General features: G+C 49.2%; 18 protein-coding genes. 5 read left to right on the top strand and 13 right to left on the bottom strand.

The window, feature by feature from the left end; genetic code table 11:
- Positions 1-81 precede the first annotated feature (81 nt).
- From RRV97_RS02125 to RRV97_RS02140, 4 genes are all read left to right on the top strand, one after another.
- Entirely contained in the window at positions 82-1,389 is a 1,308-nt protein-coding gene (locus RRV97_RS02125) for a replication-associated recombination protein A (protein ID WP_315611821.1), read from the top strand.
- 187 nt (positions 1,390-1,576) lie between these two features.
- Positions 1,577-1,792, top strand: coding sequence for a hypothetical protein (locus tag RRV97_RS02130; protein ID WP_004519973.1), 216 nt, complete (start codon positions 1,577-1,579; stop codon positions 1,790-1,792).
- Positions 1,764-2,189 carry a protein tyrosine phosphatase gene (locus RRV97_RS02135; protein WP_315611822.1) on the top strand — a complete coding sequence of 142 codons (426 nt, stop codon included), beginning with the start codon at positions 1,764-1,766 and terminating at the stop codon, positions 2,187-2,189. Before RRV97_RS02130 ends, RRV97_RS02135 begins: the two co-directional genes overlap by 29 nt.
- 180 nt (positions 2,190-2,369) lie before the next feature.
- On the top strand, positions 2,370-3,671 hold the full coding sequence (locus RRV97_RS02140; RefSeq protein ID WP_315611823.1) for a hemolysin family protein: 1,302 nt from the start codon (positions 2,370-2,372) through the stop codon (positions 3,669-3,671).
- Between the two features lie 172 nt (positions 3,672-3,843).
- Here RRV97_RS02140 and RRV97_RS02145 read toward each other — a convergent pair whose 3' ends face one another.
- From RRV97_RS02145 to RRV97_RS02205, 13 genes are all read right to left on the bottom strand, one after another.
- Positions 3,844-6,288 carry a TonB-dependent receptor gene (locus RRV97_RS02145; protein ID WP_315611824.1) on the bottom strand — a complete coding sequence of 815 codons (2,445 nt, stop codon included), beginning with the start codon at positions 6,286-6,288 and terminating at the stop codon, positions 3,844-3,846.
- A gap of 285 nt (positions 6,289-6,573) precedes the next feature.
- On the bottom strand, positions 6,574-6,879 hold the full coding sequence (locus RRV97_RS02150; protein ID WP_003746349.1) for a hypothetical protein: 306 nt from the start codon (positions 6,877-6,879) through the stop codon (positions 6,574-6,576).
- 26 nt (positions 6,880-6,905) lie between these two features.
- Positions 6,906-7,796, bottom strand: coding sequence for an NAD(+) kinase (locus RRV97_RS02155; RefSeq protein WP_036491160.1), 891 nt, complete (start codon positions 7,794-7,796; stop codon positions 6,906-6,908).
- A 26-nt stretch (positions 7,797-7,822) separates the two neighbouring features.
- On the bottom strand, positions 7,823-8,395 hold the full coding sequence (locus RRV97_RS02160; protein WP_036491154.1) for an SCP2 domain-containing protein: 573 nt from the start codon (positions 8,393-8,395) through the stop codon (positions 7,823-7,825).
- A gap of 50 nt (positions 8,396-8,445) precedes the next feature.
- Positions 8,446-9,219 (bottom strand): SDR family oxidoreductase, encoded by a 774-nt coding sequence (locus tag RRV97_RS02165; protein WP_315611825.1) that lies wholly within the window; start codon positions 9,217-9,219, stop codon positions 8,446-8,448.
- 89 nt (positions 9,220-9,308) lie between these two features.
- A complete protein-coding gene (locus RRV97_RS02170) occupies positions 9,309-9,950 on the bottom strand; it encodes a TetR/AcrR family transcriptional regulator (RefSeq protein ID WP_036491149.1) in 642 nt (213 codons plus the stop codon).
- Positions 9,951-9,968: 18 nt separating this feature from the next.
- The gene (gene murB, locus RRV97_RS02175) at positions 9,969-11,009 is read right to left on the bottom strand and encodes a UDP-N-acetylmuramate dehydrogenase (RefSeq protein WP_315611826.1); all 1,041 of its coding nucleotides are present in this window, start codon (positions 11,007-11,009) and stop codon (positions 9,969-9,971) included.
- 46 nt (positions 11,010-11,055) lie between these two features.
- A complete protein-coding gene (locus tag RRV97_RS02180) occupies positions 11,056-11,829 on the bottom strand; it encodes an LEM-3-like GIY-YIG domain-containing protein (protein WP_315611827.1) in 774 nt (257 codons plus the stop codon).
- 63 nt (positions 11,830-11,892) lie between these two features.
- On the bottom strand, positions 11,893-13,272 hold the full coding sequence (locus RRV97_RS02185; RefSeq protein ID WP_315611828.1) for an MATE family efflux transporter: 1,380 nt from the start codon (positions 13,270-13,272) through the stop codon (positions 11,893-11,895).
- A gap of 103 nt (positions 13,273-13,375) precedes the next feature.
- Entirely contained in the window at positions 13,376-13,813 is a 438-nt protein-coding gene (locus tag RRV97_RS02190; RefSeq protein WP_004519960.1) for an acyl-CoA thioesterase, read from the bottom strand.
- A gap of 26 nt (positions 13,814-13,839) precedes the next feature.
- Positions 13,840-14,769, bottom strand: coding sequence for a glycosyl transferase family 2 (locus tag RRV97_RS02195; protein ID WP_315611829.1), 930 nt, complete (start codon positions 14,767-14,769; stop codon positions 13,840-13,842).
- A 4-nt stretch (positions 14,770-14,773) separates the two neighbouring features.
- Entirely contained in the window at positions 14,774-15,499 is a 726-nt protein-coding gene (locus RRV97_RS02200; protein WP_049322164.1) for a glycosyltransferase family 2 protein, read from the bottom strand.
- 146 nt (positions 15,500-15,645) lie between these two features.
- The gene (locus tag RRV97_RS02205; RefSeq protein ID WP_315611830.1) at positions 15,646-17,412 is read right to left on the bottom strand and encodes an ABC transporter ATP-binding protein/permease; all 1,767 of its coding nucleotides are present in this window, start codon (positions 17,410-17,412) and stop codon (positions 15,646-15,648) included.
- A 233-nt stretch (positions 17,413-17,645) separates the two neighbouring features.
- Between RRV97_RS02205 and RRV97_RS02210 the strand changes: the two genes are divergently transcribed.
- Positions 17,646-19,928, top strand: a complete 2,283-nt coding sequence (locus RRV97_RS02210; RefSeq protein WP_315611831.1) for a TonB-dependent receptor — start codon at positions 17,646-17,648, stop codon at positions 19,926-19,928.
- The last annotated feature ends 53 nt before the right edge of the window (positions 19,929-19,981 follow it).

A 19,981-nucleotide genomic window follows, 5' to 3' on the forward strand; every position in this document is an offset into this window, starting at 1 on the left:
TGCGGCCCGATATGTGAGTTTGCGAAACTGCCGTATAATGCTAGCGAGTTTTCTTTTCAATCAGCCAGCACGAAAGCCGCTATGTCCGACCTTTTCGCCCGCCAACCCGAAGCCCCTTTAGCCGAACGCCTGCGCCCGCATTCTTTAGACGATGTCATCGGGCAGCAGCACTTAATCGGCGAGGGTAAACCTTTGCGCGTGGCGGTGGAGGGAGGAAAGCCGCATTCTATGTTGCTGTGGGGGCCGCCGGGCGTAGGTAAAACCACGCTGGCACGGATTTTGGCGCAGAGTTTCAATGCGCAGTTTCTGCCTGTTTCCGCCGTATTTTCAGGTGTGAAAGACATACGCGAGGCCATCGAAAAAGCTGAAATTGCCCTGCAACAAGGGCGAGCGACGATTTTGTTTGTTGACGAGGTACACCGCTTCAACAAAGCGCAGCAGGACGCATTTTTGCCTTATGTCGAAAGCGGCTTATTAACCTTTATCGGCGCAACCACGGAAAACCCGTCATTTGAAGTCAATCCGGCATTGCTCAGCAGGGCGCAGGTTTATGTCTTGCAATCCTTGTCTTCAGACGACCTAAAAAAACTGATTGCCAAAGTATTGGCTTTGCCCGAATACCAAGACTTTACGATTGAAGCGGATGCGCAAGAATTGCTTGTGAATACCGCCGATGGCGATGCGCGCAGATTGTTGAACTTGATTGAGCAGCTTTTACGTGCTGCCGATACACGCCGTCTGAAAACCTTAACCGCCGAATTTCTCGCCGATAGTTTGGGTGCGCAAATCCGCCGTTTCGACAAAGGCGGCGAGAGTTTTTACAACCAAATTTCCGCATTGCACAAATCCGTGCGTGGTTCGCATCCCAATGCCGCGCTGTATTGGTTCTGCCGTATGCTCGACGGCGGCACCGACCCGCGCTATCTCGCCCGCCGCATTGTCCGCATGGCATGGGAAGACATCGGCTTGGCCGATCCGCGTGCCTTAACGATTGCCAATGATGCCGCCGCAACTTATGAGCGCTTAGGCTCGCCGGAAGGAGAGCTTGCTTTGGCGCAAGCCGTGTTGTACCTTGCCGCCGCCGCCAAATCAAACGCAGGTTATAAGGCATACAACCAAATGCGCCGTTTCGTCAAAGAAAACGCCAGCGACGAAGTGCCCGTCCACCTACGCAATGCGCCGACCAAGTTGATGAAAGAATTGGGTTACGGACGCGAATACCGCTATGCCCACGACGAACCAAACGCCTACGCCGCCGGCGAAAGCTATATGCCCGACGGCTTAGACGAACCCGACTTCTATCAACCCGTCCCTCGCGGATTGGAAATCAAAATTGGCGAAAAGCTGAGATGGCTGAAATCTTTGGATGAAGATGCTTTAGATGATTAAAACAATAAATGTGTCTCAAGTTTCAGACGGCATTTGGCTATTTTGAGCGTAATAAATTGTTTAATATTGGCATTATATCTTCAGTTTCGCTATAATTTTGCCATCCTATTTTCTTGCCGAATAATCGAATACATAAAAAATCGCGGCTGCTGAACCCGATTTCCGAAACAAAATTAGAAAGCAGATAATGGACAATTTAGATCAAAGTCGTAGCCGTGCATGGCGACGACATCAAGAGCAACGCCCCAGTCATCGTGTACATGGCAAAAATCCTTTGAAATATAAACCCGAAAAAAAGTGGGATTTGATGTATCTCCGCAGCAATAAAATCAAACGTGCACAAAAACTGGGTTTTATTTATCCATTCAGGCAGCATGAATTTGATGCTGAATGGTTTGACTAACTCAAAAGATACATTTTCGATTCAATCGAGATGGTTTTCACAAGGCGGATATTTTCCGCCTTTTTTAATTTTTATGAATGCACTTTTTATTTGTAGTCGTAACCAATGGCGCAGTCCTACCGCCGAAACCGTATTTCGACGTTATCCAAATGTACAGGCACGTTCTGCGGGGACCAGTCCTAATGCACGACATACTGTTTCCATAGATGACATTGCATGGGCAGATAAGATTTTTGTGATGGAACAAAAACATAAGAGCCGTCTGCAGGCACAGTTTCCCCGTGCTTTGCAATATAAGGAAATGATTGTTTTAGATATTCCTGATGATTACCGATACATGGATGAAGAATTGATAGAAATATTGAAGGAAAGTGTCGAGCCTTATCTGTCTAGATAATGAGGTTTTCCTCAAGATTATCTGAAAAAAATATGACTTAATTCTAGGTAAAATTTATTCCAAAACATCATTTACTTCACGCATCACTGACAAATAAAACGCGAGTCTCAGATTAAATTAAATTTTTCAGACGGCCTTTGATGTCTGAATGTTTCTAACCTATACCGCACATAATTTTTTATGAATATTCTCGAAGCCTTACTATTATTGTGCCTGCTGATTGTCATTAGCGCGTTTGTGTCCTGTTCCGAACTTGCGCTTGCTTCGGCACGCAAAATCAAATTGCAGGTCATGGCGAAAGACGGCGGCGATACGCGCGCACTTGACGTAATCAATATGCAGCAGCAGCCGGGCAGTTTTATTACCGTTGTCCAAATCGGATTGAACGCCGTCGCCATTCTTGCTGGTATCGTCGGCGAGGCGGCAATACGTCCGTATTTTGGCAAACTTTTGGAGAACGCAGGCAGTTGGGGCAGCACAGTTGCCTCTTTGCTGACTTTCTCGCTGGTTACAGGCAGCTTTATTTTAATTGCCGACCTGATGCCCAAGCGTATGGCAATGACCCATCCCGAAGCGGTGGCGGTACGCATTGTCCGTCCGATGATGTTTTTGATTTTTATCTTAAAGCCTCTTGTCTGGGTTTTTGACGGGTTGGCAAACGCAATATTCAAACTCTTCAAAATCTCAACCGTCCGTCAGGAGCAGCTTACCTCGGAAGATATTTATGCCGTCGTTGATGCCGGCGCGCAGGCTGGTGTGTTGAAAGAGCAGGAACACTATCTGATTGAAAACATTTTCGATATGCAGGAGCGCACGGTCACTTCCACCATGAGCACGCGCGAATACATTGTCTATTTCGATAAAAACGACGACAGCGATACCGTGTTGGAAATGATGTCGGAAAAACCGCACAACAAATTCCTCGTATGCGACGGCGATTTGGAACGCGTCATCGGCTATATCGAATCACATACGCTATTAACCTTGTTTTTAAAAGAAAAAGACGTCCGCCTGACCGACAAGCGTGTATTGCGTAAAGCCTTGTTTATCCCCGACACACTGTCGCTTTATGATGTGTTGGAGACCTTCAAAACTTCCGGCGAGGACTTCGCCGTAGTGGTGAACGAATACGCGCTGGTGGTTGGCGTGGTAACGCTGAAAGATGTGATGAGCATTGTGATGGGCGAGCTGGTCAATACCGAAGAAGAGCCGCAAATCATCCGCCGTACCGAAGATACATGGTTGGTGGACGGTGCTACGCCGCTTACCGATGTTATGCGCGCGCTGGATATTGAGGAGTTTCCCAATTCGGAAAACTACGAAACCATCGCCGGCTTTATGATGTATTCCCTGCGCAAAATCCCGAAACGTACAGATTTTCTGGTTTATGCCGGTTATAAATTTGAAATCATCGATACTGAAAATTTGAAAATCGACCAACTTTTGGTTTCAAAACAAGGAAATATGGCGGGGAAACTATAATAGGCTTTAAAGGAATATTTGTAGTATCAGATGAAAACGGGCAATCTTGAAATAAGTTGCTTATGATTTATGTCTTTTCTTAAGTTGTATAAAAGGCCGTCTGCAAATCAAATAATCAAGAAAGAAAACCGGATTTCCATCAACTGGGAATCCGGTTTGTTTTATTTTCAACTTAGAACGTCAGCCTTACACCGGCGCGGACGGAGCGGCCGGGCAATGGTGCGATATATTTGAGCATGGAGTTTTGCGGTCTTGCGGTACGGTTGGCAAGGTTGCGTGCATCGAGGAACCATTCGGCTGTTGATTTTCCATGTTTGGTGGTATGGCTCATGTACATATCCCACATGGTATAGCCGCCCAAAACAGGCTCTTTGTAGTTGGCAGCCATGTGGCCTGTATGTTTGGCTGGGCGGTAGCGTGTCAGGCTGGTGCCCAGTTGCCAGTTGCCTTTATTCCATGTCAGGCCTGCGCCGTAGCGGGATACGGGCATATTGGGCATGTAATAGCCGTTGTTGCGGACACGGTCGCCATTGCCTAATGTGCTGTTGCGCTCATCGTCCAAATCGGCGCGGTTGTGTACGAAGTCGCCAAACAGGCGGGCTTCCAATGTGCCGTATTTATTCAGGTCAAACCATTGGTTTACCTCCAATTCTACGCCATGGAGCTGGGTATCGCCGGAGCGCCAGTATTTGGTTGGCAGGCGTTGGCCGCCGTCATGTGCGGCATCTACGAGGAAGGTGTAGTCTTTAAATTGGGTTTTATACCAGCTTGCACGGAAGCGGCCATCTTTCCAACCGATTTCACCGTTTACTTCCCAAGTGCCTGCTGTTTCCGGACGCAGGACATCGACTCCCCAGTGTGATTCTGAAGCCATCAGTGCATAGTGATCGCCACCTGCATACAACTCGTTGACTTCAGGGGCGCGTTGTGAACGGCTGTACCGTGCGCCCAGTTTTAAGAAGTCAAACAAATCTACGCCTAAGCCTGCATGATAGTGGTTCAAGCTGTATTTCAGACGGCCTCTCTCTTCCAATCCTTTTACGGTCGAGCTGTTGCGTCCAGGTTTATAATCGCCGATGTCGACCGAGTGGCGGACTTCGCCATGTCGCCAACCCAAAGACGCATTCCAGTTTTTCCACTTGAAGTTTTCCAAAGCGAAAATGCCGTATTCTTTGCTGTCGGTATCGGGCAGGTATGCATAGTTTCCGGTGCGTTTGCCGTTGATGCCTGAAGATTCGGTGCTGCGCTGTTTCCAATCTGCGCCCAATGTACCTTTCAGCCAAGAACCTGCTTTGTGGTTGAACTCCAAACGGCTTTGGAAAGTTTTGCTGTCCAAAGTTTGCATTTTGGTGTCTCCCAAGTATTCGGATGTTGGGTTTTGCGTATAGGCGGCTTGGAATTTGATGTTTTCAATCCATGGCGTCAATGGACGGTACATGGCTTCTGCCTGCCAACGGGTTTGTTGGGCGCGTACGGAAGCGTATTCGCGTGCCGGTGCTTTGTGGGTTTCGCCGTGGTGGTGGCCTGATTCGGCAAAATTGTAATAGCCGAAGCCTGCAATACCGGATTTGCTCAAGAAGCGGCTGACGGATACGCCTGCATAGCTGCGTTCACCAATATGGCTCAGGCCGAAAGCAAAGTTTTGATTGCTCAGATGGCTGTTTTTCAGACGGCCTTTTTCAACAGGCATATCGTCTTTCATGGCATTGATGACTTTATTTCTAAAGTTTGGACTGCCGTCATAAAGCGGATTTTCTACCCAATCGCCCCAGGACGGTTTATTTAATTTGTACAATTCAGATTCATCAGGTTCCGAGCCGTCGTTATAGCGTTTCCATTGTTCAATGAAAGCCGGAATGTCTTTCGCGACATAACGGTAATAGCCTTTGTTTAAGGTTTCGGTAATGTCGGGCGTAACCTGACATGCCCACATCAGGCGAGAGCTATAAATATTGGCATGATCGTAGCAGGCAGCAGGTTTGGAATCGCCTGGAATACGGTAATCATTGGCATGAGTGTCTGCTCCCGATAAATGCCAAGCTACATTGCCAACCTTGCCGTTTAATTTGAACGCGGCGACACGCGGCGTATTGTAGCCGCCGCTGACTTCGACTTTGCCGTTTAAATCTTTTTCAGGTAGTTCTGTGGCAATCACACCGGTATCGACATCAACTGCGCCGCCAATCGCGTTGCCGCCATACAAGACTGCTGCCGATGATTTTAAAACGGTAATCTTTTCCGCCATGAACGGATTGACCATCAGCGGTAAATCGGGGCTGACAGAAGCGGCATCCGAAATACCCAACCCATTTTCACTGACATATACGCGCGAGCCGCTCAAGCTGCGGATTTGCGGTGCGCCGGTATTGGGGCCGTAAGCATTGTTTTGAACGCCGGAGACTTGTTCCACAGTCTGTCCGAGCGATACGGCGCGTTTTGTTTTTAAATCGTTTGTAGTTAAAACTTCTCCATCTCTTAGATAGTCTTTTGCGCTAGGCTGCAAACGCCAGTTACTTGAAGGCGCATTGCCGACAACTTTGACTTCAGGTATATCTACTTGAGGAAGCTCTTCCGCAAATGACTGGCCTGAGAAAACAGCCAAAATGGCGCATAACATTTTATTTTTGTTACATAAAAATTGTTGTTTCACCGCTTATCCTTTATTGATATCACATTACGAAAGGCGTCATGATATATCTTTTTTGCGGTGATTATCATGAATAAACATGTCTATTTTAATTAGTTTTGATTATTATCAATAATTATAAATATTGGTAAAATTTAGTATAGACTAGCTATTAATAATTAGTTATAAAATATTAAAAAGGCCGTCTGAAACAATCCAATGTTTCAGACGGCCTTTTTATGAAATCAAAAATTGCTAGAGCTAAGACAGAGGTCTTTATTCACAATTTAAGCCTTTTGTTTTTTCAGCGAATGTATCCATGGCAATTTGGCACATGCGTTCACGTTGGCCTACATCGGCGGCGGGCAGGATTTGGCGCAGGTATTTTGTGTTGTCGCGTTGGAACGATGCTTTATCACCTGCTTTTTGGTAACACGCATCCGCACGGGTAAAGTATTGCTGGCAGATTTTCGGCAACTCCTCAAAGGACAAGGGTTTGCTTTTGTGCATGCCGTGTGCGGAGACGGAGAGGGAGGAAAGGGCGCACAGCGCGATGATTAAGGTTTGGGAAATGGTTTTCATGGTCAGCCTATTTATTGAAGTGGTGTTTAAATCAATTGTTCGCCCCAATGCAGCTTTTGGCGCAGGGTTTTGAAGTATTGGTAATCGGTGGGATGGAGGACGCGCAAGGGGTTGTGATAGCGGCGGATGATGATGCGGTCGAAGTTTTGCACGTCGATATGGGATTGTCCGTCAAAATGTGCGCGTGCGTCGCCGCTTTTGGTAATGAGGATTTCGATTACGCTGGTGTCGGAGATGGCAATCGGGCGATTGGTCATGGATTGCGGGCAGATGGGCACGAGTGTGAAGGCGTGCAGACCGGCCTGCATGATGGGACCACCGGCGGCAAGCGCGTAAGCAGTCGAACCTGTCGGTGTGGAAATAATCAGGCCGTCAGAACGTTGGGTATAGACAAATTCTTGATTGATAAAGACTTCAAATTCAATCATTTGACCTGCGCCGCCACGAGACAGTACGGTGTCGTTGAGGGCGAGGGCGCGTTCGATGGTTTCGCCGTCACGAATGATGCTGGCTTCAATGAGGATGCGTTCTTCGGGCAGATATTTGCCTTCCAGTACGGGGCGGATGCCTTCAACCATGGTGTCGCGTGAGATTTGGGTGAGAAAGCCCAAGTGGCCTTGATTGATGCCGATGATGGGGACGGCGCGCGGGGCGACTTCGCGGGCGGCGGAGAGGAAGGTACCGTCGCCACCGAGCACAATGACGAGGTCGCAGTATTTGCCCAGCTGGGCTTTGTTGACGGTTTCGCAGTAGGCGGAATCTTGGATATAGACGCAGTGTTCTTCTACGCTCAATTCATCCAGATAGATGGTGAAGCCGTTTTCGCGTAGAAAAGAAACCAATGTGTGGACGGTATCTTGAATCTCGGGCGTATTGGGACGCGTAACGATACCGATGTTTTTAAATGGGCTTTTCATGTAATAGGCCGTCTGAAATTAAGTATTTAATCTATCCAGATATCGCGCTCAAGGCGGTCGAGGCGTTCGTTTAGGCGGGCAACGTCGTCACGCAGTTTGTCCACTTCTTCCAGCCATGCGGCAAGCGTGGCTTGGTCGATAACAGGGGATTCGGGTTCGCGTGAAAAGTCGCTGATTTGCTCGGCAATGCTTTTGCCGATTTTTTTCATGGTGCGGCCGATGTCGCCGGCACGCGAGCTGATGCTTTCTGCGGCCACATGACCGAATATCCGCGCCAAATCTTCGCTCGGATAATAGCGCAGTCCGCCTAAAATAGGAAGGACGGACATGCCCAATACCAAGTCGCCTTCGAGGCTGATATCGCCCACGCCGGGCTGGCCGCCTTGGAGGATTTTTTGGATGGCGCTGTTGTGGAATGTGATGTTGGTGTCGGCGGTGTCGTTTGCGGTTTCAAGAAAACCTTGTTCGCTGATGCGTCCGGTCAGTCTGAAACCGGTCAGGCTGATGCAGATGATGCTGCCTGCAAATTCAGACAGCTCGCGCTGTTGCTCCGGATTTTGCTGTATCAGGTGGTTGATAATGGGAAATAGGGCGGACATGGTTTACTCTAAATGCCGTCTGAAACGGATGAATGGGTTGAGTCGCAATTTTACAGGCTTAGCCCGTCTGCGCAAACGGTATTTACAATTTTACCGTTGCTTTCATCATCAACGATGAAATCAGGAGCCGACAGGCCGAGTTTGGCCGCTTCGGCGGTATAAAATTCGGCCCGGCTTGGGTGGCGGGGTTCGACAATATTGCGGATACGTTTGCCGGCTGCTTGGCAGGCCGTCTGAAAAAGGATTTGGACGGCCAAGTCTTTATGAAGGATATTGACGGGTTGATTGCCGCCTTGAATGCGTGTTTTTTGAACCAGCTTGGTAACGGGGTGACGGTCGGCAGAGTAAAGCCCGCCCAGTCGCAATATGTCGATATGGGGGACGGCGCTTTTCAGCAAGGCTTGCTCAACCGCGAGGATTTGACGGGCAGATTCGGTTTGCGGATCAGGCGGCGTGGTTTCATCGCATACGCGTGCTTGGTTGCCATATACGCTGGTGCTGCCGGTAAAGATGATGTGTTGTACCTTGCATCGCTCGGCAAGCTGAATCCATTTTTTCAGGGTATCGGTGTAATGGTTTAATGACGAAGGTGGAAGCAGGCAAAACCATGTCGGTTTGTTGATATGGTTTTGCCACAAGGCCGAATTGTGAAAAATATCGTCTTGATTCAAATCGATGATGTCGAGTTCAATCGGCAGATTGATGTCGTCGGAGGTCAGGTTGCGTTTGACGGCGGCTACCTGACTACCTTGCTCATAACATTTTTGTGCCAGCGGAAGGCCGAGATAGCCTAAGCCGAGAATGGAAATATCGGGAAGGTGCATAAAGAAAGCATCCGAAAATTAACAGGCCGTCTGAAAATAGCTTTAACTTGGTTAAAGTCACGTTTTCAGACGGCCTTTGTATGGAAAAATTAATGGTTGCTGCCGATTTTTTGGTCAAATTCGGCACGGTGTTCCGGCAGGAGGTAAGGGCGCAACAGGCTGAGTGTGCGGCTGATGCCCCGTACTTTGGAATCTTCGGTCAACTTGGCGCGGCCGCGCAGGGAGCTGTCGAAGTCGAACCAGTATTTCGTCACCATCCACATATTGACGGCAAGGTCGTTCATGGCGGTTTGGTCTGCGCTGATGATGTTCAGCCCGTTGAGCTGGGTCAGCAGGTTGACCAACAGTGGGGACACTTTGGCTTGGGTAAAGGTATTGTGTTCGCCCAATAATTCGGCACTGCGGGCAAGCAGGGTGTTCACATCGCTGAAAAGGAAACGGTATTCCCACATCACATCATAAATACCGGCCATGTAGTTGATGGAGTCTTCCACATTGGACGGCAACACGGCTTCGTTAAGGTAGGCAAGCAGGGCCTCGCTGTAACGTTTGAACAATTGGACGATGATTTCGTCTTTGTTGCGGAAATGGTAGTAGAGGTTGCCCGGGCTGATGCCCAAATGGGCGGCAATGTGGTTGGTGCTGATATTGCGCTCGCCTTCTTCGTTGAACAAGGCGAGGCTGGCATTGATGATTCGTGTGTAAGTGTTGACTTTAGCAATGCGCGGCATGGGATACATTCCTTTGTTTTATAGGCTGTATGAAGTCGGCAGCCAGTTGGGTTCTGCGTGTAATTCTACCTGAAATTGAGTAAATACTGTATTACAAACATATTGTGCCAGCTGGTGGACATCTTGCGCGGACGCGTTGTTTTTATTCACTAAAACCAAAGCCTGTCTGTCATGCACGGCCGCACCGCCGATCTGATGGCCTTTCAGACGGCATTGGTCAATCAGCCAGCCGGCCGCGAGTTTGACCGAACCGTCAGGCTGCGGATAGCGTGGCATATTGGGGTATTGCTGCAACAAATCGGCCGCTTTTTCAGCGCTGACAACTGGGTTTTTAAAGAAACTTCCGACATTACCAAGTACGTTAGGATTAGGGAGTTTACTGTTGCGAATTGCACACACTGCATCGGAAACATCTTTGGCCGTCGCCTCGCGACCTTGGCTCAATTCGGCAACCGCAGCCGCCAAATCGCCATAGCCCAAGTTCGGCACAAAATGCTCTTTCAACGCAAATACAACCGAAACAATCACATAACGGCCTTTGCCTTCCTGTTTGAATAGGCTTTCACGATAAGCAAAATCGCAATCGGCATTGGAAAGCTCGACAAAGGTTTCCATATCCAAATCAAAGCAGCGTACGCTATGGATAACATCTTTGACTTCAACGCCGTATGCGCCGATGTTTTGTACCGGAGACGCGCCGACCGTACCCGGAATCAGGCTGAGGTTTTCCAGTCCGCTTAAACCCAGTTCAACCGTATGCAAAACAAAATCATGCCAAATTTCTCCGGCTTGAGCTTCGATATAAACCAGGCCGTCTGAACGCTCAATTTCGCGTATTCCCTTGTTTTCCATATGCACAACCAGACCGGCGTAGTCTTCCATCAAAAGGATATTGCTGCCGCCCCCGAGCCATAAAACAGTATCTCGGTCGAACTCGGGCAGCCGGACGATATCGCGCAACTCGTCGGCGTGTTTGAGTGCAACAAATGCTTGGGCTTGGGCTTTGAGGCCGAAAGTGTTGTAAGGGGTAAGGTCGGTTTGGTATTGGATGGGTTGCATGATGATTTGTGATTTTGTGGATTCAGGTCGTCTGAAAACTTACTATTTAACAATTACGATAGGTAATGGGGTTTTGGGGCGCTTTATAATTTTCTTGGGAAGAATAGGTCAGCTTATTCACGATTTCTTCATAAATGTCGGAGCCTTCTGGTAACGACTTGCCTTCAAACATCCAACGGCCTTGAATAATATCGTCGGCAGAAATCCATCTTTCGATTTCATATACTGCCAATGTCCAGCCGCGATAGACTGCAACTGCATATTTTGCTTTTTCACGTCGGCTTCCGATTTTCCAATATTTCCGTGTGCGTTCGTAAATTTCCTTATCCCTATTGGCTTCAGGAATATTCCCAGATCTAATGCCTTTTTTTAGTTTCTCATATTCGTTATTAATCGTAATTAAAACAATGGGTTTATCAGTTTTTAATTCTTGAGCATCATACTTTCGTTTTAATTCCGACAAACTCATTAATCCTACTTCTGAAGAATGCGCACCCCCTTGAATATTAGTCAGCGGCTGCTGGCTCGGCTTGACTAGGGAGAGTAGGTCTATTGCCATTGCTTCATATTCAAAAGCCTGTTTGTCTGTTTGGATGTTGTGCCGCAGAATGTAATACACAGGCTGATGTCCGCTTTTATGTATTTCCCTAATCAAAGCAATTTTATCACTTGGCTTTTCTGTTTCTTGTAATGAACCTAGGGCATGATGGAAAACGCGATTGCCCACGCCTTTACCTACATAGAAAATATTGCCATCTCTAGGGTCAATCAAGCAATAAACATAGTAAGCAAGTTTTTCTATAATGGAAGTTGAAAACATTTTTTTCCTTAAGAGTGAATAAGCCGTAAATGAAATATCAAGGGAGGCCGTCTGAAAGAAATTTCAGACGGCCTTATGCGATTTGATCCTCTCTTTACTGCAAAGCTCCAAGCACCATACCAATGCAATGGCGGCAATCGTCAGTGAAACGGTCAGCGCGGTCCAGAAGCCGTAAATGCCCATATCGGCATGATAGGCAAGCAGGTAGCCGGGCAACAGGCCGCAACCCCAGAAAGCCACGGCATGGATGAACATCGGCATTTTGGTCACTTTATAGCCGCGCAGCGCATATGAAGCGATACATTGGGTCGCATCTGCCAGTTGGAATAGGGAGGCGAAAAATAAAACGGTTGCGGCAATGCCTAATACTGCCGCATCGTTGGTGTACATACCGGCCAACTGAAAGCGAAAGATGACCAAGAGCAGCGCGGTGCAGGTGGCAAGTACCCAACCCAACACCAGCGAAACGCCTGAAATATAACGCGCCCGCAAAAAATCGCGCCGCCCGAGCGAAAAGCCAACGCGTACCGTGCTTGCCGAGCCGACGCTTTGCGGAACCATATACAAAATACCCGACAGGCTGATGACGACTTGTTGCGCGGCGACATAATCCTCGCCGAATGGCGCCACCAAAAAGACGATAAACGAAAACGCGCTGGCTTCTAAAAAATAAGACAAGCCGATGGGTGCGCCGATTTTCCAAATCTGTTTGAAAGCCGTCAAATCGGGTTTGCCGATTTTTGCCGTCAAACCAAACGGGCGGAAGAATTTTTCTTTGGCGATATAAAGCCACAAAGCCAATGCGCTGAACCAAAATACCGCCGCCGTTGCCACGCCGCAACCTGCGCCGCCCAAAGCAGGCATACCGAATTTGCCGTAAACAAATACATAGTTCAGCGGCACATTCAACACAAATGCCGCGAAGCTGACCAACATAATCACGCGCGGACGGTTCAAGCTGGAGGCATAAGCGTGCAGGGCGCGGTGTATCATGGCGGCAGGCATTGCCAAGCTGGTGAAGAACATATATTGCGCCATCGTGTCTTCGACATAATCGTTCAATGTCAGCCAATGACGGAACGGCGTAATCATTGCCCACATCAACAGCATGCCGAATACGCCCAAACACAAGCCAAACCAAATGCCCTGCATTCCTGTTTTGCCGACTTCTTCGGTTTTACCTGCGCCGTACAACTGGGCAATCATCGGGTTCAAGGCCGCCATTACGCCCATAAAAGTAATGTAAATCGTAGAAAACGCGCTGCTGCCCAGCGCCACCGCGGCCAAATCTTCCTTGCCTGCGCCACCGGCCATCACCGTATCGACAAAACCAATGCCCACTTGCGCCACTTGCGCCAACAGCATAGGCAGAGCGAGGGCGGTAAGCAGGCGGGTTTCTTTTAAGAAAACAGGAAAGGCAAAGCGGTTGAGGTTCAGTAGCATAATGTGTGCGGTTTGAGGAAAAAGGCCGTCTGAAAACGGAAATTTAAAATTATAAAGGGTAATGTTTGTACGCAGACAAAGATTGGTTTAATCGCTAAATTTTTCAGACGGCCTTAAATGTCGGATGTCTTTTGACGGCTTCCAACCAGCTGTCCGGCGTTTGAAACTGCATCAGGCCGTCTGAAAGCGAAACCGCAGCTTGGGTCGTCGAAGCGCGGGTCAGTTTTTCATTGGTTTCGGCATCGTAAATGGTGTAATCGATACGCAGGCAGCTTTCGATTTCGACAATGTCCATATCAACGCGGATTTTTTGGCCGAAACGGGCAGGGCGGATGTATTTGAGGTTCATCTGCACAATCGGCCAGCTGTACCCCTGCCGTCCCATTTCGTTGTAGTCATAACCGATGGAAGACAGAAAAGCGCAACGTGCGGTTTCAAGGTATTTGACATAGTTGCCGTGCCACACGATGTGCATGGCATCTACGTCAAAAAAAGGAACTTCGGTTTCAAAGCTGTGTTGGCAGTAGATGTGTTTTTTCATGGTTTAAAAGAGTGAGCGTGATGGTTTCAGACGGCGTCTTCGCCCCAAAAATCATAAAAATTGAACCATTGTAGCGGATTTTGCGCACATTCTTGCGCCAAAATGTCGGCAAAACCCTGCATCGCGTCTTTGACGGCAGCCTCGCGGTTGCCGCGTTTCCAGCTGGAAGTATCGGTAAAGCGGCGCAGTTTCAAATGATGGCGGCCGTTTTGTTTGACGCAAAACAGCGTGTTTACTTGCGTTTTTAAAAGCGAAGCCAATAACCATGCGCCTTGCGGCATAGGGGCGGTGTGGCCTAAGAAATTGATGTCGGCGGTTTTCTCGCCGCGGACAGGTACGCGGTCGGCCGCGATGGCAATCCATTCGCCATTTTCGATACGGCGGTTCAATTCCATCATCAGGGTGGTGTCCAAATCGGTTACCTGAATCAGGCGGATATGTTCTGCGCCGGCTTTTTGCAATGCCTCGTTAAATGCCTGCGCGTGTTTGCTGTGCACCAATACATTGAGTCTGAAATCTTTGTGGTGCGACACCAGCGCACGGCAAACTTCGGTATTGCCTAAGTGCGAACAGGCAAAAATCTGGCCGCGTTCGTTGCGTTTGACTTGCGAATAGATGTCGTCAGGATCTTCAATCACCAAATCTTCATAACGGATTTTGCGTTGCCACACGGCAAAACGGTCGCAAACTGCTTCGCCAAATGCAACGAATTGTTTGAATACGCTGTGTTTTGGCAGGACGGTATGGGGAAAGGCCGTCTGAAGACGGGTTTGATAGCGTAAGACATGACGGCGCGGTTTGGGTGCGGTTGCATAAAAATACAGCACCACAAACCAAATGCACGGCCTCATCAAAAAGGCCGGCAGATAGCGCACCATCAGCGTGGTCAGGGCGAGAAACAGGCGGCTGCCGCGTTCGGGCTGCGCTGCCCAATGGGTTTGTTTATGGTCGGTCATGGTTTCAGACGGCCTTTCCAAAAACTTTACCCAATCGGTGTTTCAACATGCCGAAAAACAGCCGTGTGTGCATTTTGCTGATGCGGACATTGTCGGCAAAGGCATCGAAGTGGGACACGCCGTCGGCGGCGTATTGGACGGGTGTTTTAACCCAAACCGGTTTGACATCGCGCCAGTAGAGGCGGATAAGGATTTCCGTATCGAAGTCCATGCGGTCGCCTACGGTTTCTTCGCGGACGACCGAAAGCGCGGGTGCAAGCGGATAGAGGCGGAAGCCGCACATGCCGTCTTTGATGTCGCATGACCAAGTGTGCAGCATATTCCAGAAGTCGGTAATTTTGCGTCCGTAAAGCCGTGCTTTGGGTGCGTCGTCGCCGTATTGCGGCCAGCCGCAAACAACGGCTTCGGGATTTTGTTCCGCAGCGGCAAGGAGTTTGGGTGTGTCGTTTAAGCAGTGTTGACCGTCAGCATCAACCTGCAAGACGTGGGTGTAACCATGTTCTTCGGCGTATTCCAAGCCGGTTTTGACCGCTGCGCCTTTGCCGCCGTTAATGGGGCGGTAAAGGACATCGATGCCGTCTGAAACCAAAGCCTGCAATACAGGTTTGCATTCTTCGCGTGAACCGTCGTCCACAATTAAAACGTTTAAACCGAAGCTGCGCATGGTTTCGGCAACGTGGCTGATGGTGGTCGGGTGGTTGTAATGTGGAATAAGGGCCAGGGTTTTCATCAATATTCTTTAGGCGACGTTAACACAATGCAGAGTATAGCAAATAAACATGCCATGGCGTTTGAAAAGGCCGTCTGAAACGGCGCTGACAAAATCGTTTGATTTCGTTTTTCACTGTTTCAGACGGCCTTTGGTATGCCCTTAATTCAGCATTGTACATAACCGACATCAAGGCATAAATCATGGAACTCGTTGAGCGTGCTGCGGTGTCCGATGCTGATGATGATGCTGTCGGGCAGTTTTTGTTTTAAAGCACGGTAGAGCATGGCTTCGGTCGGCTCGTCCAAGGCGGCGGTGGCTTCGTCGAGCAGGATGACTTTAGGCTGCGAGAGCAGGGCGCGGACGAAGGCGACGCGTTGCAGTTCGCCCGGGGAGAGTTTATGTTGCCAGTCATCGGTTTTATCTAATTTATCAACCAGATAACCTAATCGGCAGGTATTCATGGCGTCGATTAGTTCGGGATGTTGTTTGTCGATATCGGGGTAACAAATCGCATCGCGCAGGCTGCCTTGCGCCGTGTACGGGCGTTGCGGCAGGAAAAGGATGTCTTGATGCGGCGGATGGTTGACTTTACCGCTGCTGCCGAAAGGCCAAAGTCCAGCCAGTGCACGCAGCAACGAAGTTTTGCCGCAACCGCTCGGGCCGCGTATCAGTAGGGAATTGCCGCTTTTGAGGTTGATATTGATGCCGTCTAATAAAACTTCGCCGTTGTGGCGGTATAGGGCGACGTTTTCCAAGATCAGGCCGTCTGAAACTTCGGTAAGCTCGGGTTGTTGTGCGGCGTGTTGTTCTTCCGTACTCAGCAAAAAACCGTACAGACGCTCCAATCGGGCGCGGTAGGCGGTGAATTTGTTGTAGAACATCCGGAAGAAAGACAGCGCGTTTTGCAGTCGTGCGAAGGCTTGGACAGTTTGCTGGATGTCGCCGATTTTGATTTGTCCGGCAAACAGGCGCGGAGCTTGCAAAATAATGGGAAAGAGCTTGATGCCGTTGGTAAACATATCGTTAAAGCCGCTCAGGCAGACGCTTTGCCGTGCAATGCGCCAACGGTTGCGGATGATGGCTTTAAAGCGGTCGGCAAGCTGGTCGTGTTCGTGTTTTTCGCCGTTGTAAAACGCGACGCTTTCGGCATGGTCGCGCACGCGGACAAGGGAATAACGGTAGTCGCCGTTGAGTTTTTCGTTTTCATAATTAAAACGAATCAAAGGGTTGCCTATCCACATGGCGATAAAGGTCGCCAAAATCACAAACATATAGACAAACCAAACGATGCCGTGCGGAATGTCGAAGCCGAACACGGTCAGGATGCCCGCCAAACCCCACAAAACAACGGCAAATTCCAGCGAGGTAACGACCGAATTGACCATGCCGCGCACAAATTCGATGGTTGAAGCGATGAATTCCTGCGCATCCTGTTGGATACGCTGGTCGATATTGTCCGGCGCATGGCGGCGCATTTGCAGGCGGTAGTAGTTTTTGTCGGCAAGCCAGCGTGAAGTCAAAACTTCATTCAGCCGCTCCGACCATTTAATCGCCAAGCCTTGATCGAGAAAGTCGTTGACGACGTTGTTAAACGCCCGTATCAACACCACGCCTGCATTCATCGCCGCAAACATCCAAAACGCGGAGGCATTCAAATCCTGCATCGAGTCGTAAAGCCCTTTGGACATAAAGGTGCTCAACACATTCAACCGCACTTCGGTCAGCAGCAGCGTAATCATCGCCGTAATCAGCAGCAATACTTTAACTGCACTTTTCGGCGTCAGACACAGCCGCAGGATATAGCTAAACTCGCGCCCGAAGCGCGTGTTGCGTGCAAAAAACAGAATCACCGCCGAAGCTGCGGCGACCATCAACAAGGTCTGCACCAACCAAGACGGTGAGGAATAAAGCTCGGTTTGCCATTTTTGCATGGGTGTATTCTCTAAAAGGGTCGTAAAGGCCGTCTGAAAAGGACGGCAAATTTATTAAATTATGATCACTATGAAAATAGTTTTTCAAACTGTTGTATTTTTGTATTTACAAACAGTTCTTATTTGTTTTTGTGGAAAGTAGGAATCTTATCAAATATAATCACAAAGCTAAATTACTTTGTAATTTTTTACCCGATATAAGAATTATTAATATTTCAACTCAGAAGGAATTTATGAAAAGCAAATTAGCCTTAATGCCGCTTGTGGTTGCAAGCGCATTCGCCTACGCCGCCGATGAAGCCACCCCTGCTCCCGAAGCCCATGCAGAAGTGCAGGAAGTCAAAGTCCACGCCAACGCCAAACGCGTGAAGGCCGCACGCTCGTATTCTATTGCCAGTGACGGCGATATGCGCGACCGTGTGAATTTGGGTGTATTGGGTAAAGCCAATGCCTTTACCGCTCCGATTACCGTGGTCAATTACGACGAAAAAGCCCTCAATAATACCGAAGCGCGTACTTTGGTAGATGCCGTAGCGAAAAAAGACGCTTCCGTTTGGCAGTTTGGCGGCGAAAGTAATACCTTGACCGGCCTGTATTTCCGCGGTTATCAGCTTGACTCGCGCCAATTCAGCGTCAACGGCTTGGCCGGTATGTATGGCACACAAGGTACGGCCAGCGTGCAAGTCGGCTCCGCACAACTGATTAAAGGCGCGTCCACCGCCGTAAACGGCATGGACCCTGAAGGCGCGGTATCCGGTTCCGTCAATATCGAAACCAAAAAAGCCGCCGACGAAGGCAACCGCAAAATCGGTTTGGGCTGGTTCAGCAACAACCGCGCCCAAGGTACGTTCGACTTGGGCCAACGTTTCGGCGAAAACAAAGAATTCGGCGTACGCGCCAACGGCAAACTGCGTCACGGCGACACCCCGCGCCACGGCTACAGCGAGGACAACAAAGAATTTGCCTTAAATGCCGATTATCGCGGCGAAAAACTGCGTGTGGCATTCGATTCCATCTACGCGAAACGCAAAACCAACGGCGGCCGCGCGCGTATGCAGGACATTCAAAACCTGCAAGGCCGTCTGTTTGATGCACCTGACGGTAAAACCAACCTGCTGCCTTCTTGGAACTGGCAAAACACCGTCGGCCAAACCAATATGCTGACGTTTGAATGGGATGCGTTCGACAATGCACAGATTACAGGCGGTATCGGCTACAACAAAGCGCGTTATTACGGTACGCTGATTTCCCCTACTGTATGTTTGAATGCCACCAGTACTTGTACCGATGCGCAAAACACAAACGCCAGCGGCAAAGTAACGGCCCGCAACTATGACTACAACACCGGTACTGCCCGTCTGACCGACCAATACTTCCGCACTTTAAGCATGAACCTGTCTGCGCGAGGCGAATTTGAAACCGGCCCTGTAACGCACAACTGGAGTACGGCTTTTGACCGCGTTATCCGTCAACGCGCCACTACGCGCGGTTTGTCAGCAGGCAGCAGCAGCGCGAAAATTTCTGCAAGCAGCGATATTGCAGCGCAACTTGATTCTTTCCAACCGGACTATGCAACCGATTGGGAAAGCTCTGCCAATCTTGATGCCAATATCAAAGTCAACAGCTTGGCTTTGTCCGACACACTGGGTTTTGCCGACAACAAATACCGTCTGACTTTGGGAGGTCGTTTCCAAGCGGTTGAATATACCGATAAAAAAGCAGGTCAAAGTGGCGATGCCAAACGTTTTAGCCCTATGTTTATGGCCGCATGGGTGCCGCAACCTGATTTAGTCGTCTACGGCAACTACATGGAAGACTTAGAGCCAGCCGACATTAAAACCGACGATGACGGCAATACCACCATGTCCAAACCGCGTGTCAGCCGTCAGTTTGAAGTGGGTGTGCGTAAAAACTGGGGCAATTTCGTGACCACGTTAAACGCGTTCCAAATCAAACGTCCGGGCTACTGGCGCGGTTCTACCACCAGCAAAACAGACTTCGCGGCGTATAAAGCTTTGGGCGGCGCAGCCGGTGACGAGCAAGGCATGGAACGCAGTCGCGGTATTGAGTTCAATACATATGCGAATTTGCTCAACAATACTTTGCGTCCGACTTTGGGTCTGATGTATCTGCAATCGACCGTGAAAGACTATCCAAATTCACGCGATATGCTGGTTAACGGCGTACAAGTTGCCAATCCGCGCGTGATTGCCAAAGCAGGCGTGGAATGGGATACACCGTTTGCCAAGGGCTTGACCTTGAACGGCAATGTTTCGTATTTCGGCAAGTCTTACCAAGACACGCAAAAACAATACGCCTTCCCATCTTACACTTTGGTTGACGTAGGCGCGCGCTACAAAACCAAGCTCGGCAAAAATACTTTAACCGTCAGCAGCTCGGTAGAAAACCTGTTCAACAAAAACTACTGGCAGGTACAACGCGGCCAATACGACCGCAGCTTCGCCGTCGTCGGTATGCCGCGTACTTACTGGCTGAAAGCGGAATTGGATTTCTAATCTGATTTCGGTTTGACCGTAATAGCAGGCCGTCTGAAAGGGAATGATAAAAA

It is taken from the genome of Neisseria sp. DTU_2021_1001991_1_SI_NGA_ILE_055 (assembly GCF_032342915.1).
Classification (GTDB): domain Bacteria; phylum Pseudomonadota; class Gammaproteobacteria; order Burkholderiales; family Neisseriaceae; genus Neisseria.

Coding starts and splice junctions, on each gene's coding strand:
- RRV97_RS02160 (WP_036491154.1), bottom strand. CDS start 8,395: ATGTCCGCCCTATTTCCCATTATCAACCACCTGATACAGCAAAATCCG.
- RRV97_RS02130 (WP_004519973.1), top strand. CDS start 1,577: ATGGACAATTTAGATCAAAGTCGTAGCCGTGCATGGCGACGACATCAA.
- RRV97_RS02205 (WP_315611830.1), bottom strand. CDS start 17,412: ATGCAAAAATGGCAAACCGAGCTTTATTCCTCACCGTCTTGGTTGGTG.
- RRV97_RS02125 (WP_315611821.1), top strand. CDS start 82: ATGTCCGACCTTTTCGCCCGCCAACCCGAAGCCCCTTTAGCCGAACGC.
- RRV97_RS02185 (WP_315611828.1), bottom strand. CDS start 13,272: ATGCTACTGAACCTCAACCGCTTTGCCTTTCCTGTTTTCTTAAAAGAA.
- RRV97_RS02180 (WP_315611827.1), bottom strand. CDS start 11,829: ATGTTTTCAACTTCCATTATAGAAAAACTTGCTTACTATGTTTATTGC.
- RRV97_RS02135 (WP_315611822.1), top strand. CDS start 1,764: ATGAATTTGATGCTGAATGGTTTGACTAACTCAAAAGATACATTTTCG.
- RRV97_RS02190 (WP_004519960.1), bottom strand. CDS start 13,813: ATGAAAAAACACATCTACTGCCAACACAGCTTTGAAACCGAAGTTCCT.
- RRV97_RS02150 (WP_003746349.1), bottom strand. CDS start 6,879: ATGAAAACCATTTCCCAAACCTTAATCATCGCGCTGTGCGCCCTTTCC.
- murB (WP_315611826.1), bottom strand. CDS start 11,009: ATGCAACCCATCCAATACCAAACCGACCTTACCCCTTACAACACTTTC.
- RRV97_RS02155 (WP_036491160.1), bottom strand. CDS start 7,796: ATGAAAAGCCCATTTAAAAACATCGGTATCGTTACGCGTCCCAATACG.
- RRV97_RS02165 (WP_315611825.1), bottom strand. CDS start 9,219: ATGCACCTTCCCGATATTTCCATTCTCGGCTTAGGCTATCTCGGCCTT.
- RRV97_RS02200 (WP_049322164.1), bottom strand. CDS start 15,499: ATGAAAACCCTGGCCCTTATTCCACATTACAACCACCCGACCACCATC.
- RRV97_RS02145 (WP_315611824.1), bottom strand. CDS start 6,288: ATGTTATGCGCCATTTTGGCTGTTTTCTCAGGCCAGTCATTTGCGGAA.
- RRV97_RS02170 (WP_036491149.1), bottom strand. CDS start 9,950: ATGCCGCGCATTGCTAAAGTCAACACTTACACACGAATCATCAATGCC.
- RRV97_RS02195 (WP_315611829.1), bottom strand. CDS start 14,769: ATGACCGACCATAAACAAACCCATTGGGCAGCGCAGCCCGAACGCGGC.
- RRV97_RS02210 (WP_315611831.1), top strand. CDS start 17,646: ATGAAAAGCAAATTAGCCTTAATGCCGCTTGTGGTTGCAAGCGCATTC.
- RRV97_RS02140 (WP_315611823.1), top strand. CDS start 2,370: ATGAATATTCTCGAAGCCTTACTATTATTGTGCCTGCTGATTGTCATT.